We start from the raw sequence: 14,232 nt of genomic DNA, 5'->3' as shown, positions 1-14,232 counted from the left end.
CTCAGGCGCTCCGCGTCGCCCAGAAGTCGGTCCACCGGACGCCGAGTCCGGCGAGCATGCTGCGCACCAGCGGCAAGGAGAGCCCGACGACGTTGTGGTGGTCGCCCTCGATCCGCTCCACGAACGCGCCGCCGAGCCCGTCGATCGTGAAGGCTCCGGCCACCTGGAGCGGCTCGCCCGTGGCGACGTAGGCCTCGATCTCCGCGTCGTCGATGTCGGCGAAGTGCACCGTCGTGGCCGCGTCGTCGGAGACCTCGCGCTCACCGATCCGGACACAGTGCCCGGTGTGGAGCACTCCGGCCTGCCCACGCATCGCCCGCCATCGAGCCGTGGCCGTCGCGGCGTCTTCGGGCTTGCCGAGCACCTCGCCGTCGAAGGCGAGCACCGAGTCACACCCGATGACGATCGCGTCGTCGTCCTTGAGGCGGTGGGTGACGGCGCGTGCCTTCATCCGCGCCAGCTCCGTCGCGACGACCACAGGGTCGTCGGACACGATCACCGACTCGTCGACGCCGGAGACGACGACCTCAGGGTCGATGCCGGCGCTGCGCAGGGTCGCGAGACGGGCAGGGGACTGCGAGGCGAGGACGAGACGCGGAGGCACCCGGTCAGCGTAGGCGAGGTGTCACCGGTACGGCTGGTCCCGGTGCGGGTCGGCGTGCACGACGTCGAAGCGGTCGTCCGCGTGCAGCTCGTCGATGAGCGCCTGCGATCCACCGATGCCTGTCCACGGGAGATCGATCTCGGTTGCGGCGCACCAGGCGCGGTCGGCGGGCCAGAAGAGGTTCGGACTGTTGATCCAGCCGTGGGCCGGATGTCCTCCCCAGTGGCCGGCCTCGGCGAGCGGCCCCTCGAAGAGCAGGTACGAGCGGCCGTGGCTGAGCCCGAGACGCGGTCCCTTCATGACCTCGGGCGGGAACGCGGGAGGCAGCTGGCCACTCCCCGCCTTGCCCTCCGAGCGCAGAGCCGCCTCGGCTGCCGCGCGAAGCTCGGATTCGCTCGCCGGAGCTGTCGGGCCATCGTCCTCGGCGCCAGCGATCAGCACCCAGGTGCCGCCGTGGAGACTCCCGTACCCGTCCCACAGAGCGAAGTAGGCGTCGTCGGGCGTGGTCGTGTGCCGCGCGAGCACCTCGCACAGCGCGATCAGCTGCGCCTCACCGAGCTCGCCCTCGACGTTGAGCGTCGCCTGGTCGCCGGACAGGTCCGGATCGAGCGCGTGGAGCAGGCGCACGTACGCCTCGAACCCCGGTGCGCCGAGACTGATGACGTCGAACCCGCCCGCGTCGGCGGCCGACAACCAGTCAGCGGGTCCGAGATCGGTGAGCGGACGAAGCGGCATGCCTCAGGTCTAGCGCGATCCGTCCGTGCCGCGCCACCCGTGACTCGCTGCGGCCGTCCTTAGCGCGGGAAGGCCGACCGGCGCCAGCCGTCGGGACCGTGGTGGTGCGGGGGACGGGTCGCCAGCGCCGGGTCGCCCCAGGCGGAACGACGCCGGGGCTGGGCCGACGACGCCGCGGCGGCAGCGGCGGCCGCGCCGCGGGCTGCGACGACGGCGACGAGCGCTGCGAGCTCCTCGGGCGTCGGGTCGCCCTTGACGACGCGCAGGAGGGGAGTGCTGTCCCGACCCGTGTCGTTCGCCGGGCTGTCGGACTCCGGGGCGGTGCCGTCGGCGGTCACAGCGGGATGTTCCCGTGCTTCTTGGGCGGCAGCGTCTCGCGCTTGCTGCGGAGCAGGCGCAGGGCCCGGATGATCTCGACGCGGGTCTCGTGGGGCTGGACGACCTGGTCGACGTATCCGCGCTCGGCCGCGATGTAGGGGTTCGCGAGGGTCTGCTCGTACTCGTCGATCAGCTCGACGCGGGTGGCCTCGGGATCGTCGGCGGCGGCCAGGGTCTTGCGGTGCAGGATGTTGACCGCGCCCTGGGCGCCCATGACCGCGATCTGGGCGGTGGGCCAGGCGATGTTGAGGTCAGCGCCGAGGTGCTTGGACCCCATGACGTCGTACGCGCCGCCGTACGCCTTGCGGGTGATGACGGTGACCAGCGGGACGGTGGCCTCGGCGTAGGCGTAGATCAGCTTGGCGCCGCGGCGGATGATGCCGTTCCACTCCTGGTCGGTGCCCGGAAGGAAGCCGGGGACGTCGACGAACGTCAGGACCGGCACGTTGAACGCGTCGCAGGTGCGGACGAACCGGGCGGCCTTCTCGGAGGCGTCGATGTCGAGGGTGCCGGCGAACTGCATCGGCTGGTTCGCGACGACGCCGACCGAGCGGCCCTCGACCCGGCCGAAGCCGATCAGGATGTTGGGCGCGAACAGCGGCTGCACCTCGAGGAACTCACCGTCGTCGAGGACGGACTCGATCACCGTGTGCATGTCGTACGGCTGGTTCGGCGAGTCCGGGATCAGCGTGTCGAGCGCACGGTCCTCGTCGGAGATCTCGAGGTCGGCATCCTCGGCGTACGCCGGCGCGTCCTCCATGTTGTTCTGGGGGAGGTAGGAGAGCAGCGCCTTGACGTACTCGATGGCGTCCTCCTCGTCGGCGCCCATGTAGTGGGCGTTGCCCGACTTGGTGTTGTGGGTGCGCGCGCCACCCAGCTCTTCCATCGACACGTCCTCGCCGGTGACGGTCTTGATGACGTCGGGGCCGGTGATGAACATGTTGGAGGTCCCGTCGACCATCACGGTGAAGTCGGTGACCGCGGGGGAGTAGACGTGACCGCCGGCGCAGGAGCCCATGATCAGGCTGATCTGCGGGATCACGCCCGAGGCGTGGACGTTGCGGCGGAAGATCTCGCCGTACAGGCCGAGCGAGACCACACCCTCCTGGATGCGGGCCCCGGCGCCCTCGTTGATCCCGACGATCGGGGAGCCGGTCTTGATCGCCAGGTCCATGATCTTGGTGATCTTCTCGCCGTAGACCTCGCCGAGCGAGCCGCCGAAGACGGTGAAGTCCTGGGAGAACACGCAGACCTGACGCCCGTCGACCGTGCCGTAGCCGGTGACGACGCCGTCGCCGTACGGCCGGTTCTTCTCCAGCCCGAAGGCCGTCGACCGGTGCCGGGCGAGCTCGTCGATCTCCACGAACGAGCCCTCGTCGAACAGCATCTCGATCCGCTCGCGCGCGGTCTGCCGACCCTTGGCGTGCTGCTTCTCGACGGCCTTCGCCGACCCCGCGTGGACGGCCTCGTCGAGGCGCCGGTCGAGATCGGCCAGCTTGCCGGCCGTCGTGTGCGTGTCGATCTGCCCCGTCTCGGGTGCCACTGCTTCGCTCACGGGGTCAGGGTAGCCGTCGGGTCACGCGCCCCGACGAGGGGCGCAGATCGTGGGACAGTAGGCCCATGAGCGACTGGACCGTCGATGACTCACCGCTCGCCCGACGTCCGCTCGACGCGGCCGGGCTCGAGCAGGCCCTGATCCGTGCGACGTCCTGGTGGCAGGACGTCCGGGTGGTCCCCGAGACCCCCAGCACCAACGCCGACCTGGCCGCCCTCGCCCGCGAGGGTGCGCCCGAGGGCACCCTGCTGACCACCGACCACCAGACGGCGGGTCGCGGCAGGCTCGACCGGACGTGGGAGATGCCGCGCTACTCCGCCCTCGCGGTGTCGATCCTGGTCCGCCCGCGGGTCGAGGGCTACCGCTGGACCTGGCTCCCGCTGCTGACCGGCGCGGCCGCCGTCGCGGCGGTCCGCCAGGCGGGCGTGAGCGCGCACCTCAAGTGGCCGAACGACGTCGTCGTCGAGGACCGCAAGCTCGGTGGCATCCTCGTCGAGCGGGTCGACACGCCGACCGGCCCGGCCGCCGTGGTCGGCTGCGGGATCAACGTGTCGGTCACGGCGGAGGAGATCGGCGTCCCGAACGCGACCTCGCTGACCGAGGAGGGGTCTCCGACCGCGGAGCGGACCGGGCTGCTGAGCGAGTACGCGCGAGCCTTCGAGGCCCTGTACGCGGCGTGGGTGCGCGCCGACGGCGACCCGGACGCCGGCATCCGGCAGGCGTACGAGCGTAGCAGCGCCACGCTGGGTCGTGAGGTGTCGGTCGACTTCCCCGACGGCAAGCGCCTGGAGGGCACCGCGGTGGGCCTGGACGAGAGCGGACGGCTCCAGATCTCGGCCGACGGGGACGTCACCACGGTGAGTGCGGGCGACATCACCCACCTGCGACCACGGGCATGACACGATGACCCCGTGGGTGTCTCCAGGAAGCTGTTGATCGAGGGCGAGCACGAGATCCTGACCGTCAGGACGCACGTGAAGGCTCTGTTCGGCGCTGTTCTCGTCCTCGTGGTCGTGGCCGGTGCCGGAGGTTTCGGCGGGGCGGTGACCGACGGTCCGGTGCGCGGGATCGTCCTCGTCGTCGCGCTGCTCGTGATCCTGCTGTGGGCGGTGCTGCCGTTCCTCCGCTGGTTCACGTGGACCTACACGATCACCAACCGACGCCTCATCGAGCAGAAGGGTCTCCTGACCCGCACGGGTCGGATCATCCCGCTCACGCGCATCAACGACGTCTCGTACGAGAAGCACCTCACCGACCGCATCCTGGGCTGCGGCACGCTCATCGTGCACGACGCCAGCGAGCAGGAGGGACTGCGGATCCGCGACGTCCCGCACGTCGAGGACGTGCACCGCCAGCTGACCACCCTCGTGTTCGAGGCACACCACCCGACGACGAGCGACGAGCAGATCTGACGTGCCCGACGACCTTGCCCGCGCCATCCTCGGCGCGGATCCCACGTTCACCAGCGACGAGATCGCGGCCGCGGCCGGAGTCCCGTACGAGGAGGCGCGTCGCCTCTGGCGGGCGCTCGGCTTCCCGGACTCCGCCGACTCCAAGGCGTTCGTGCCGGCCGACCTCGACGCTCTGAAGACGGTGCGCGCGGTCGTCGGCTCCGGTGTGATCGACGACGACACCGTCGTGCGGCTGACCCGTGCGCTCGGCACCACGATGTCGCGGCTGGCGGACTGGCAGGTCTCGACCCTCGCCGAGGTCCTCGAGCGGCGCGGGGAGAACGGCGACGACCGGCTGCCCTGGCCGAGGTCGGGCCGCGCCGTCGCGGAGGCGATGGGGCCGGTGTTCGAGCGTCTCCTCGTGTACGCCTGGCGGCGGCACCTCGCCGCGTCGGCGACGCGGGCGGAGGCGCTGGCCGCCGACGAGGAGGACGTGCTGCGGATGGTCGTCACCGTCGGGTTCGCCGACCTCGTGGCGTTCACCAAGCTGTCCAACGGTCTCGACGACGACGGCCTGGCCGACCTCGTCGAGGAGTTCGAGACGCGCTGCATCGACGTCGTCACCGAGGGGGGCGGGCGCCCGATCAAGACCTTGGGCGACTCGGTCCTCTACGTCGCGGAGACCCCGGAGGTGGCGGCGGACATCGCGTTCGCGATCGTCGCCGAGATCGGCGGCGACAAGGACCTGCCCGACGTCCGTGTGGGGCTCGGCACCGGTCCGGTGATCTCGCGGCTCGGCGACGTGTACGGCCCGCCCGTCAACCTGGCGGCCCGGCTCACCGGCGTCGCCCGCCGCAACCGTGTGATCATCGACGGCGCCACCGCCCAGGGGTTGAGCGACCGTTTCGAGACGCGGGCAATGGCTCAGCGCAACCTGCGCGGCTTCGGCAACGTCGAGCCGCTCACGGTGCGCCACCGCTGGTCGTACAACGGCTGACGCCTCACCGCAGGCGCGCGGGCGTCACTCGCGGAGGCCGTCGACCTCGGGGAACACGAAGCGGCGGTACGCCCAGAACCGGAACAGGGTGCCGAGCGACAGCCCGACCACGTTCGCGGAGATGTTGTCGGCGAGCGCGCTGTCCAGCCCGAGGACGTAGTGCGAGAACGCCAGGCACCCGACCGCGATCAGCATGCCGATGCCGTTCATCAGCACGAACAGCGCCACCTCGCGGCGCACCGTGTGCGTGCTGCGACCGCGCCACGTCCACTGGCGGTTGCCGAGGTAGGTCACGACCATGGCGACGGCCACCGAGATCACCTTCGCGGTCAGCGGCCTGTCCTCGAGCAGCCCCGGGTCCCCGGCGTAGCGGAGGAGGTTGAAGACCGCCACGTCGGTGAGATAGCCCGCGAGGCCGACCACCCCGAACGCCCCGACCTCACGGACGCGGTTGCGCGCCCGCACCACGGTGGTCGTCATGCCCCGAGCCTACGCGGGGCGTGGTGGCGCTCGGCCGCGACCGCCGAGGCCGCCGGCGCCGCCCCGTACGATGTCTGCGTGCAGAGCCCCATCGACAGCCCGGTCCTCGCGATCATCGGCGGCGGACAGCTCGCCCGCATGATGGAGCAGGCCGCCGTCTCCCTCGCGGTCCCGGTCCGGCTCCTCGCGGAGGGGCCCGACGTGAGCGCCGCCCAGGTCAACCCCGCGACCACGGTCGGGGACTACCGCGACCTCGCCACGCTGCAGGCGGTCGCGGCCGACTGCGCGGTCGTCACCTTCGACCACGAGCACGTGCCGCCGGAGCACCTGTGCACGCTCGACGCCGAGGGTCACGCGTGCCGTCCGGGCCCGCACGCGCTGCTCTACGCGCAGGACAAGAGGGAGATGCGCGAACGTCTCACCGCTCTGGGCGTGCCGTGCCCGCGCTGGGCCCCGGTCGCCGAGGCCGCGGATCTCGACCGGTTCGCCGCGGAGGGGTCGGGCTATCCCGTGGTCGTGAAGACGACCCGCGGCGGCTACGACGGCAAGGGCGTGTGGGTGGTCGACGACGCCGCCGAGGCAGCGGACGCCTTCGCCGCCGGCGTGCCGCTCATCGCCGAGGAGAAGGTCGAGTTCCGGCGTGAGCTGTCGGCGCTGGTCGCGCGATCCGCGTCGGGCCAGGTCGCGGCGTACCCCGTCGTCGAGTCCCGCCAGGAGAACGGCATCTGCCGCGAGGTGATCGCGCCGGCGCCGGGCCTGGCGGCCGAGCTCGCCGCCGAGGCCGAGATGCTCGCGATGAAGGTGGCCGGCGAGCTCGACGTCGTGGGCATCCTCGCCGTCGAGCTGTTCGAGACCGTCGACGGACGGATCCTCGTCAACGAGCTCGCGATGCGCCCGCACAACACGGGTCACTGGACGATGGACGGCGCCGAGACGAGCCAGTTCGAGAACCACCTCCGGGCCGTGCTCGACCTCCCGCTCGGCTCGCCGCGAGCACGCGCGACATACACGGTGATGGTCAACATCCTCGGGGGCGAGGTCGGACGCCTGTACGACGCGTACCCGCACGTGATGGCCCGCGACCCGGGGCTGAAGGTCCACCTCTACGGCAAGGCCGTGAAACCGGGGCGCAAGGTCGGGCACGTGAACGCCTACGGCGACGATCTCGACGACCTGCTCGAGCGGGCGCGACACGCGGCAGCGTGGTTCGAGGGTCGGTTGGACGACGAGGAGAGCACGGATGAGTGACGCACCGCAGGTCGGCATCGTGATGGGGTCGGACTCGGACTGGCCGACGATGAAGGCCGCCGCCGAGGCGCTGGAGGAGTTCGGCGTCCCGTACGAGGCCGACGTGGTCTCCGCGCACCGGATGCCGGACGAGATGATCGCGTACGGCCGCGACGCGCACGGCCGCGGGCTGCGCGTGATCGTCGCCGGCGCCGGGGGAGCGGCGCACCTGCCGGGCATGCTCGCGTCGGTGACCCCGCTGCCGGTGATCGGTGTTCCCGTCGCGCTCAAGTACCTCGACGGGATGGACTCGTTGCTGTCGATCGTCCAGATGCCGGCCGGGGTGCCGGTCGCGACGGTGGCGGTCGGCAACGCGCGCAACGCGGGCCTCCTCGCCGTACGCATCCTCGCAGCCTCGGACCCGGCCCTCGCGGAGGCGATGGTCGCGTTCCAGGGCCGTCTCGCCGACGCGGCTCGGGCCAAGGGCGCCGTCGTACGGGGCGAGACCGGCGGCTGACGCTGTAACTGATGGTTACATCGGGCTTTACAGGGTGATCGGCGTCACAGTACAGTCCTGACGACGCCCTTCCCTCGGTGTCCGGCCACCCGGCCGCGCGCCCGGCGTCACCCGCCGACCCGAGGTGACGCACCGTGAAGACTCCTGCTCTCGTCAAGTCCCGGCTCCTCCGTCTGCTCGCGGCCTTCGCCGCGGCGCTGCTCGGTCTGACCGCGATCCCGGCGCCTGCCGACGCCGCCTGGGTCAACCCGCTGCCGCGTCCGATGCGCTTCGCGCCGCTCGGAGAGGACTCGTCCTTCCCGGCGGCCTTCGGCAAGACGCTGATCGCCCCGAACCTCAACCCGCTCGGCGCGAACGACTGGACCTGCAGGCCGAGCGCGAAGCACCCGTACCCCGTCGTGCTCGTCCACGGCACGTGGGAGAACGCGTACAACAACTGGAACGGGCTCTCACCGGTCCTGAAGGACCAGGGCTACTGCGTGTACGCGCTGAACTACGGCAACACGACGGGCATCGCCTTCCTCAACGGCACGGGCGACATGATCGAGAGCGCCCGCGAGATCGGTCCGTTCGTCGACCGGGTCCTCGCGTCGACCGGCGCTGCGAAGGTCGACCTGATCGGACACTCGCAGGGCGGCGCGACCGCCCGCTACTACGCCAACAAGATCGGCGGCGCCGCGAAGGTGAACCAGGTCATCGGCATCGCGCCGTCCAACCACCCGACGACGCTGTCGGGCATCACCGAGCTGGGCAAGACCCTCCGGCTGTTCGGCCTCGCGATGGACTTGCTCGAGCTGGTGAACATGCCGGCCGCGCAGCAGCAGGCGGACAAGAGCCCGGCACCGCAGTCGCCGTTCTACCAGGAGGTCAACGGCGCAGGGGAGACCGTGCCGGGGATCGACTACACGGTGATCGCGACCCGCTACGACGAGGTCGTGACGCCCTGGCGGCAGGCGTTCCTGGTCGGAGGGGCCGAGGTCGACAACATCGAGCTCCAGAAGGTCTGCCCGATCGACCTCTCGGAGCACCTGTCGATCACGTACTCGAAGAACGTCGCGCAGATCGTCATGAACAAGCTCGAGCCCGCCAAGCAGCACCGGGTCTGGTGCTACGCGCAGGCACCGATCACCGGCAACATGCAGCTGATCGGCTGACGCGCGGCGGGGGCGGTCCCTGGGCACGCCCCGCAGGCGCTCGCTCAGTAGAGGTTCTTCGAGTACGCGTCTCCGTAGTACGCCTCCAGCGCCCCGAGCGACTCCTCGGGGCGCTCGAGGCGCTGGGCGATCTCGGCGCGGGTCGCGAGGACCTCGGGGTGCCAGGAGTCCTGGTTCCACAGGCGCGAGCGCAGGAACGCCTTCGCGCAGTGGAAGAAGACCTCCTCGATCGCGACCTCGAGCGCGAGGATCGGGCGGTGTCCCTTGACCGTCAGGTCGTCGAAGTACGGGGCGTCCGCCACGATCCGCGCGCGGCCGTTGATGCGCAGCGTGTCACCGCGTCCGGGAACGATGAACAGCAGGCCGACGTGCGGGTTCTCGAGGACGTTGAGGAAGCCGTCGACGCGGCGGTTGCCAGGGCGTTCGGGGATCGCGACGGTGGTGGAGTCCACGACGAAGCCGATCCCGGCGGGGTCGCCCTTCGGGGAGACGTCGCAGCGGCCTGAGGCGTCCGACGTCGACACGAGGCAGAACGGCGAGGCGCCGAGCCAGGCGACGTGGTCCTCGACGAGCTCGGTGAGGACCTTGTCACGGACGCGGGGGAGCGGCTCGCCGACGAGGGCACGGAGCTCCTCGACGGTGGTGATCTCGGTGACGGGCGCGGAGGGCTCTGCGGTCGCGGTCATGCCCCAAGCGTAGGGGCCTGCCGATGGCGGGTTAACACTTATTAGCATGGGGGCGTGACCACTGACCAGCCCATGTTCGCTCTGTCCGAGGAGCACCAGGCCATCCGCGAGGCCGTGCGCGCCGTCTGCGACGCCAAGGTTGCCCCGTACGCCGCCGCGGTCGACGAGGAGGCTCGCTTCCCGCAGGAGGCCTACGACGCGTTGGTCGCGTCGGACTTCCACGCACCCCACGTCGGTGAGGAGTACGGCGGCGCGGGCGCGGACGCACTCGCGACCGTGCTCGTGATCGAGGAGGTGGCACGCGCCTGCGTGTCGTCCTCCCTGATCCCCGCCGTCAACAAGCTCGGCAGCCTCCCGGTGATCCTGTCGGGGGGCGAGGAGCTCAAGAAGAAGTACCTCACGCCGCTCGCCGCGGGCACGTCGATGTTCTCGTACGCGCTGTCCGAGCCCGACGCGGGCAGCGACGCCGCAGGGATGAAGACCCGCGCGGTCCGCGACGGCGACCACTGGGTCCTCAACGGCGTGAAGCGCTGGATCACCAACGCCGGCGAGTCCGACTTCTACACCGTCATGGCGGTCACCGACCCCGAGAAGCGGTCGAAGGGCATCAGCGCGTTCGTCGTCGAGAAGGCTGACGAGGGCGTGTCGTTCGGGGCGCCGGAGAAGAAGCTCGGCATCAAGGGCTCGCCGACGCGCGAGGTCTACCTCGACAACGTACGCATCCCCGCCGACCGCATGATCGGCGACGAGGGCACCGGCTTCGCGACCGCGATGCGCACGCTCGACCACACCCGCGTCACCATCGCCGCGCAGGCGGTCGGCGTCGCGCAGGGCGCGCTCGACTACGCCCTCGGCTACGTCAAGGAGCGCCAGCAGTTCGGCAAGGCCATCGCCGAGTTCCAGGGCCTGCAGTTCATGCTCGCCGACATGGGCATGAAGGTGGAGGCCGCGCGCCAGATCACGTACGCCGCCGCGGGCCGCAGCGAGCGCGGGGACAAGGACCTGACGTTCTTCGGCGCCGCAGCGAAGGCGTTCGCGTCCGACACCGCGATGCAGGTCACGACCGACGCGGTGCAGCTGCTCGGCGGCTACGGCTTCACCCGTGACTACCCGGTCGAGCGGATGATGCGCGACGCGAAGATCACCCAGATCTACGAGGGCACCAACCAGGTGCAGCGGATCGTGATGGCCCGCCAGCTCCTGGCCGGCATCCAGTCCGAGCTCTGAGCGCGGCGAGTCGCGACGGCCGGTCAGCGTATGCCCGGCCGTCGCGAGGTCCGCGAGCCTCCTCCGATCGTCAGGAGTCGTCGCTGAAGGTTCCTCCGAAGATGTCGGAGTTGCCGAAGGTCGCCGGGCAGTCGTTGTTCGGCCCGGGGCGCAGCGCCGTGGAGTGCGTGGCCGGCAGCTCGGCTGCCGCCTCCTGGTCCTCCTTCTCGTCGCCGACGAGCGGCTCCGTCGTACCCGCCAGGACGTCCTCCACGAACGCCTGCCGGTAGGTGTTGATGGCGGGGCAGACCGCGCCGTTGCGCATGTCGTTCCAGACCGCGGAGCCGTAGTCCCGCGTGGCGACGGCGTAGTTGTAGTCGCCGAGGAACTCCGAGGTCAGGCCGTTGGCGCTGGAGGCACGTCCGTCACCCACCGCGCCGCGCAGCACCGTGGTGAACGCGCCGACGGTGCCCGTGCCGCCGATGTCGGCGTGCCGGACCACCCCCAGCATCCGTCGCGGTGACGTGGTGTCGTTGCGCCAAGGGTCGAGCCACGCGTTGTAGACGAGCCACGCGTCGGTGCCGTCGGGTGAGATCGCCACCGCCGGGAAGTTCGCCCGGTCGGTGCCCTCGCTGACCACGACCTTGGCCGAGTAGCTTGCGCCGCCGTTCGTCGAGCGCACGAGGAAGGCGCGCTCCTGGTTGGTCCCCAGGCTCGCGTCGGACCAGGTCAGCAGGATCTCGTCGGTCGCGTCCGCGCCGCTCGGCGCACCGTTGGCGATGTCGAACGACGGGAAGGTGTCGGTCCGCGCGCCGGCGATGCCATCGATGGTGAACCGTCCCTGCGCGGGATCGAACTGCCCGATCCCGCCGAGCCCCGTCACCACGGCCCGGGGCCGCTCGAAGGTCCGGCCACCGTTGAAGGACCGGGCCTGGAAGAAGACTCCCTGCCGCGTGCGGATGTCGGTGCCGACCCACACCACGTACACGACGCCGTCGCTGTCCGTGCGGATCGCGCAGCCCTGCCGACCGCCCGTCTGGTTGTTGTTGGTGGCCGCGGACAGCTGCCGCGTGGTCCACGAGTCGCCGCCGTCGCTGGAGCGGGCGAAGAGGACCGGCTCGGCCCCGGCGTTCCCGCGGAAGCCGACGTTGCAGACGTAGGCGTTGCCGAAGTACGGGCTGCTCTCGGCGTTGTCGGCCCAGATCTGCTCCTTGTCGCTGAAGAGGGCCGTGTTCTGCCGGGTCACGACGACCGGGTCCATCCAGGCGTCGTTGTCGCCGGCGATGGCACCGGCCAGGTCGTCGGTCCGCGAGACCGCGATCGCGGCCGGGCCGCGGAACCCCGGGCTGCCCGGGAAGGGTGTGGCGATGTTCGCGTAGTACAGCCGCTGCCCGTTGGCCCAGGAGAAGTCGCCCGACGCATCGGGGACGGGACCGAAGACGAGCTCGGGGTCGCCGTTGGAGACCATGCCGTTCTCGTCGTAGTTCGGCAGCGTCCCGATCGGGCCGTCAGGGTCGGGGACGCAGCCGGTGTCGCCTGCCGGTGGCTGACCGGGAGCGAGGTCCGGTTGCCCCAGGCAGGAGGGCGTCACGCGCGCCGAGAAGCCCGTGTACGTCGGTTGGGTCCAGGTCCGGCCGGAGTCGGTGGAGAACTGGATGCCCGAGACCCCGACACCGGGCGTGAAGGGACAGGTCCGGTCGTCGCCGGCGTTGCAGGCCTCGAGGTCGATGTTGTCGTTCGCCCCGGCCGCGAGGATCGCGGTGTTCACGGGGTTCACGGCCAGGCCCGGCTCGTTCTGCTTGTTCTGCGAGAAGAGCAGGTCGTTGCTGCCGACGGTGACCTCCGTCGAGCCGCCTGGGGTGATGGGCGCCGCCTGGGCGAGCGCCGGGAGGACGAGGAGTGAGAATGCCGCGGCGACCGTCGCGGCGACCTTGATTCTGCGCATGACGTTCCCCAATCGATGGATCGTTCTGCGCGGCGCGCCCGGCTGCTGGACAGCAGGAGACGGGTGGTCGCAACTCCTCAGTCTCGTCCTGCCCGGAGGACCGGACAAGACCCCTTGCGGGGCGGCCCGGTCAGCTCGCGGGCAGCCCGTCCTTGGTGCACACGGCCTTGGTGATCTTGTCGGCCTGGTCGGCCTTGAGGTAGCCGAACAGCTCGAGCGCCCGCTCCTTGTCCCACCGGACGGAGGCGTCGGCGATCGGGACGGTGCAGTTGTGGCCCGAGCCGCCCATCGCGGCCGAGAGGTTCCACGCGAAGCGGCCGAGGGAGAGCGGCCCGACGTTGTCGCCGATCCGCAGCGAGTCGGTCGCAGAGCTGACCACGCCGGCGTAGCGGAACGGGTTGAGGAACGTCGACGGCGACTTCACCTCGCCGGCGATCGCGCCGAGAACCTCACGCTGGGACTGGACGCGCTGCAGGTCCTGCGTGGCGTACGTGTGCCGCGACCGGGCGTAGCCGAGCGCCGTCGCCCCGTCGACCTCCTGGCACCCCTTCTTGAGGTTGATGCCGGCGTCCTTGTCCTTGATCTTCGTCTTCGGGCAGATCTCGACACCGCCGACCGCGTCGACCATGTTGACGAACCCGCCGAAGCCGATCTCGACGTAGTCGTCGATCCGCAGGCCGGTGGTGTTCTCGAGGGTCTCGACGAGCAGCTTCGGACCGCCGTACGCGTACGCCGCGTTGATCTTGGTGCGCCCGTGGCCGGGGATCGGCACGATCGAGTCGCGCGGGATCGACACGAGCGTGGTGGGGCCGCTGCCGGTGTGCATCAGCATGATCGTGTCCGTACGACGCCCCTCGGCGTCACCGGTCGCGAGCTCCTTGCGCTGCGCGGCGGTCAGGCCCTCACGGCTGTCCGAGCCGACCAGCAGGTACGTCGTGCCCGGCTGGTCGGCCGGGCGCTCGCCCTCCGGCGTCGCGTCGACCTTGTCGATCTTGCCCCAGGCCCAGAACGGGACCGCGATGAGGAAGACCAGCCACGCGACCAGCAGGAGGGGGATGATCCGGCGCGGCCGCAGCCACCGGCGTCGCCATCCGCCGCCCCCGGAGGAGCGGGTGGCGCGAGCGGGCCGACCCTGCTCGGGGAACTGCATGGGAGGCAGGTCCGACGGGCGCTGCGGCGGCGGACCCGGAGGCTGCTGCTGGTAGGGCGAACCGTACGGTGCGGCGCCCCCGTAGGGCTGCGACGACGGGGCTCCGACGACCTGGGTGGCGTCGTCGCCGGGGCCGTAGAGCCAGTCGTAGTCGTCGCCGTCGCCACGGCGCGGATCGCGATCAGGCATGCGTTCGAAGGTACCGGA

General features: G+C 70.9%; 15 protein-coding genes. 7 read left to right on the top strand and 8 right to left on the bottom strand.

Annotation, left to right across the window (positions count from 1 at the left end):
* Position 1 precedes the first annotated feature (1 nt).
* Genes ACQSSQ_RS11720 through ACQSSQ_RS11705 form a run of 4 tightly spaced genes read right to left on the bottom strand, consistent with a single transcriptional unit; the run spans position 2 to position 3,272 of the window.
* A complete protein-coding gene (locus ACQSSQ_RS11720) occupies positions 2–604 on the bottom strand; it encodes a Maf family protein (RefSeq protein ID WP_431327257.1) in 603 nt (200 codons plus the stop codon).
* 21 nt (positions 605–625) lie between these two features.
* Positions 626–1,339 (bottom strand): hypothetical protein, encoded by a 714-nt coding sequence (locus tag ACQSSQ_RS11715; protein WP_431327256.1) that lies wholly within the window; start codon positions 1,337–1,339, stop codon positions 626–628.
* A gap of 59 nt (positions 1,340–1,398) precedes the next feature.
* A complete protein-coding gene (locus ACQSSQ_RS11710) occupies positions 1,399–1,677 on the bottom strand; it encodes an acyl-CoA carboxylase subunit epsilon (protein ID WP_431327255.1) in 279 nt (92 codons plus the stop codon).
* The gene (locus tag ACQSSQ_RS11705) at positions 1,674–3,272 is read right to left on the bottom strand and encodes an acyl-CoA carboxylase subunit beta (protein WP_431327254.1); all 1,599 of its coding nucleotides are present in this window, start codon (positions 3,270–3,272) and stop codon (positions 1,674–1,676) included. The genes ACQSSQ_RS11710 and ACQSSQ_RS11705 overlap by 4 nt, the downstream gene beginning before the upstream one ends.
* Before the next feature lie 65 nt (positions 3,273–3,337).
* Between ACQSSQ_RS11705 and ACQSSQ_RS11700 the strand changes: the two genes are divergently transcribed.
* The 3 genes from ACQSSQ_RS11700 to ACQSSQ_RS11690 are packed head-to-tail and all read left to right on the top strand — an operon-like array spanning position 3,338 to position 5,660.
* The gene (locus ACQSSQ_RS11700) at positions 3,338–4,171 is read left to right on the top strand and encodes a biotin--[acetyl-CoA-carboxylase] ligase (protein WP_431327253.1); all 834 of its coding nucleotides are present in this window, start codon (positions 3,338–3,340) and stop codon (positions 4,169–4,171) included.
* A gap of 12 nt (positions 4,172–4,183) precedes the next feature.
* The gene (locus ACQSSQ_RS11695; RefSeq protein ID WP_431327252.1) at positions 4,184–4,684 is read left to right on the top strand and encodes a PH domain-containing protein; all 501 of its coding nucleotides are present in this window, start codon (positions 4,184–4,186) and stop codon (positions 4,682–4,684) included.
* Between the two features lies 1 nt (position 4,685).
* Positions 4,686–5,660 carry an adenylate/guanylate cyclase domain-containing protein gene (locus ACQSSQ_RS11690; RefSeq protein ID WP_431327251.1) on the top strand — a complete coding sequence of 325 codons (975 nt, stop codon included), beginning with the start codon at positions 4,686–4,688 and terminating at the stop codon, positions 5,658–5,660.
* Positions 5,661–5,684: 24 nt separating this feature from the next.
* Here ACQSSQ_RS11690 and ACQSSQ_RS11685 read toward each other — a convergent pair whose 3' ends face one another.
* Complete coding sequence (locus ACQSSQ_RS11685; RefSeq protein WP_431327250.1) at positions 5,685–6,140, bottom strand: GtrA family protein; 456 nt, start codon at positions 6,138–6,140, stop codon at positions 5,685–5,687.
* A gap of 78 nt (positions 6,141–6,218) precedes the next feature.
* Here ACQSSQ_RS11685 and ACQSSQ_RS11680 point away from each other — a divergent pair, with 78 nt between their 5' ends.
* The 3 genes from ACQSSQ_RS11680 to ACQSSQ_RS11670 all read left to right on the top strand — a co-directional run bounded on the left by ACQSSQ_RS11680 (position 6,219) and on the right by ACQSSQ_RS11670 (position 9,038).
* Entirely contained in the window at positions 6,219–7,388 is a 1,170-nt protein-coding gene (locus ACQSSQ_RS11680) for a 5-(carboxyamino)imidazole ribonucleotide synthase (RefSeq protein ID WP_431327249.1), read from the top strand.
* Entirely contained in the window at positions 7,303–7,884 is a 582-nt protein-coding gene (gene purE / locus ACQSSQ_RS11675; RefSeq protein ID WP_431327991.1) for a 5-(carboxyamino)imidazole ribonucleotide mutase, read from the top strand. Before ACQSSQ_RS11680 ends, purE begins: the two co-directional genes overlap by 86 nt.
* Before the next feature lie 134 nt (positions 7,885–8,018).
* Positions 8,019–9,038, top strand: a complete 1,020-nt coding sequence (locus ACQSSQ_RS11670; protein ID WP_431327248.1) for an esterase/lipase family protein — start codon at positions 8,019–8,021, stop codon at positions 9,036–9,038.
* Positions 9,039–9,082: 44 nt separating this feature from the next.
* Here the strand turns inward: ACQSSQ_RS11670 and ACQSSQ_RS11665 are convergent, their stop codons facing one another.
* On the bottom strand, positions 9,083–9,724 hold the full coding sequence (locus tag ACQSSQ_RS11665) for a pyridoxamine 5'-phosphate oxidase family protein (RefSeq protein WP_431327247.1): 642 nt from the start codon (positions 9,722–9,724) through the stop codon (positions 9,083–9,085).
* Between the two features lie 72 nt (positions 9,725–9,796).
* Between ACQSSQ_RS11665 and ACQSSQ_RS11660 the strand changes: the two genes are divergently transcribed.
* Positions 9,797–10,951 carry an acyl-CoA dehydrogenase family protein gene (locus ACQSSQ_RS11660; RefSeq protein WP_431327990.1) on the top strand — a complete coding sequence of 385 codons (1,155 nt, stop codon included), beginning with the start codon at positions 9,797–9,799 and terminating at the stop codon, positions 10,949–10,951.
* 70 nt (positions 10,952–11,021) lie between these two features.
* Here the strand turns inward: ACQSSQ_RS11660 and ACQSSQ_RS11655 are convergent, their stop codons facing one another.
* Both ACQSSQ_RS11655 and ACQSSQ_RS11650 read right to left on the bottom strand, forming a co-directional pair.
* Positions 11,022–12,875, bottom strand: coding sequence for a sialidase family protein (locus ACQSSQ_RS11655; RefSeq protein WP_431327246.1), 1,854 nt, complete (start codon positions 12,873–12,875; stop codon positions 11,022–11,024).
* A gap of 130 nt (positions 12,876–13,005) precedes the next feature.
* Positions 13,006–14,214 carry an LCP family protein gene (locus tag ACQSSQ_RS11650; RefSeq protein WP_431327245.1) on the bottom strand — a complete coding sequence of 403 codons (1,209 nt, stop codon included), beginning with the start codon at positions 14,212–14,214 and terminating at the stop codon, positions 13,006–13,008.
* Positions 14,215–14,232: the final 18 nt, after the last annotated feature.

Origin of the sequence: Mumia spirodelae, assembly GCF_050632745.1 — a bacterium.
Taxonomy (GTDB): Bacteria; Actinomycetota; Actinomycetes; order Propionibacteriales; family Nocardioidaceae; genus Mumia.
The sequence above is the reverse complement of the archived record's forward strand: the minus strand, read 5'-3'. Positions and strand labels throughout refer to the sequence as shown.

Excerpts from the sequence above, each read along its gene's own strand:
- ACQSSQ_RS11715 (WP_431327256.1), bottom strand. The coding sequence starts at position 1,339 with ATGCCGCTTCGTCCGCTCACCGATCTCGGACCCGCTGACTGGTTGTCG.
- ACQSSQ_RS11660 (WP_431327990.1), top strand. The coding sequence starts at position 9,797 with ATGTTCGCTCTGTCCGAGGAGCACCAGGCCATCCGCGAGGCCGTGCGC.
- ACQSSQ_RS11655 (WP_431327246.1), bottom strand. The coding sequence starts at position 12,875 with ATGCGCAGAATCAAGGTCGCCGCGACGGTCGCCGCGGCATTCTCACTC.
- ACQSSQ_RS11650 (WP_431327245.1), bottom strand. The coding sequence starts at position 14,214 with ATGCCTGATCGCGATCCGCGCCGTGGCGACGGCGACGACTACGACTGG.
- ACQSSQ_RS11700 (WP_431327253.1), top strand. The coding sequence starts at position 3,338 with ATGAGCGACTGGACCGTCGATGACTCACCGCTCGCCCGACGTCCGCTC.
- ACQSSQ_RS11665 (WP_431327247.1), bottom strand. The coding sequence starts at position 9,724 with ATGACCGCGACCGCAGAGCCCTCCGCGCCCGTCACCGAGATCACCACC.
- ACQSSQ_RS11685 (WP_431327250.1), bottom strand. The coding sequence starts at position 6,140 with ATGACGACCACCGTGGTGCGGGCGCGCAACCGCGTCCGTGAGGTCGGG.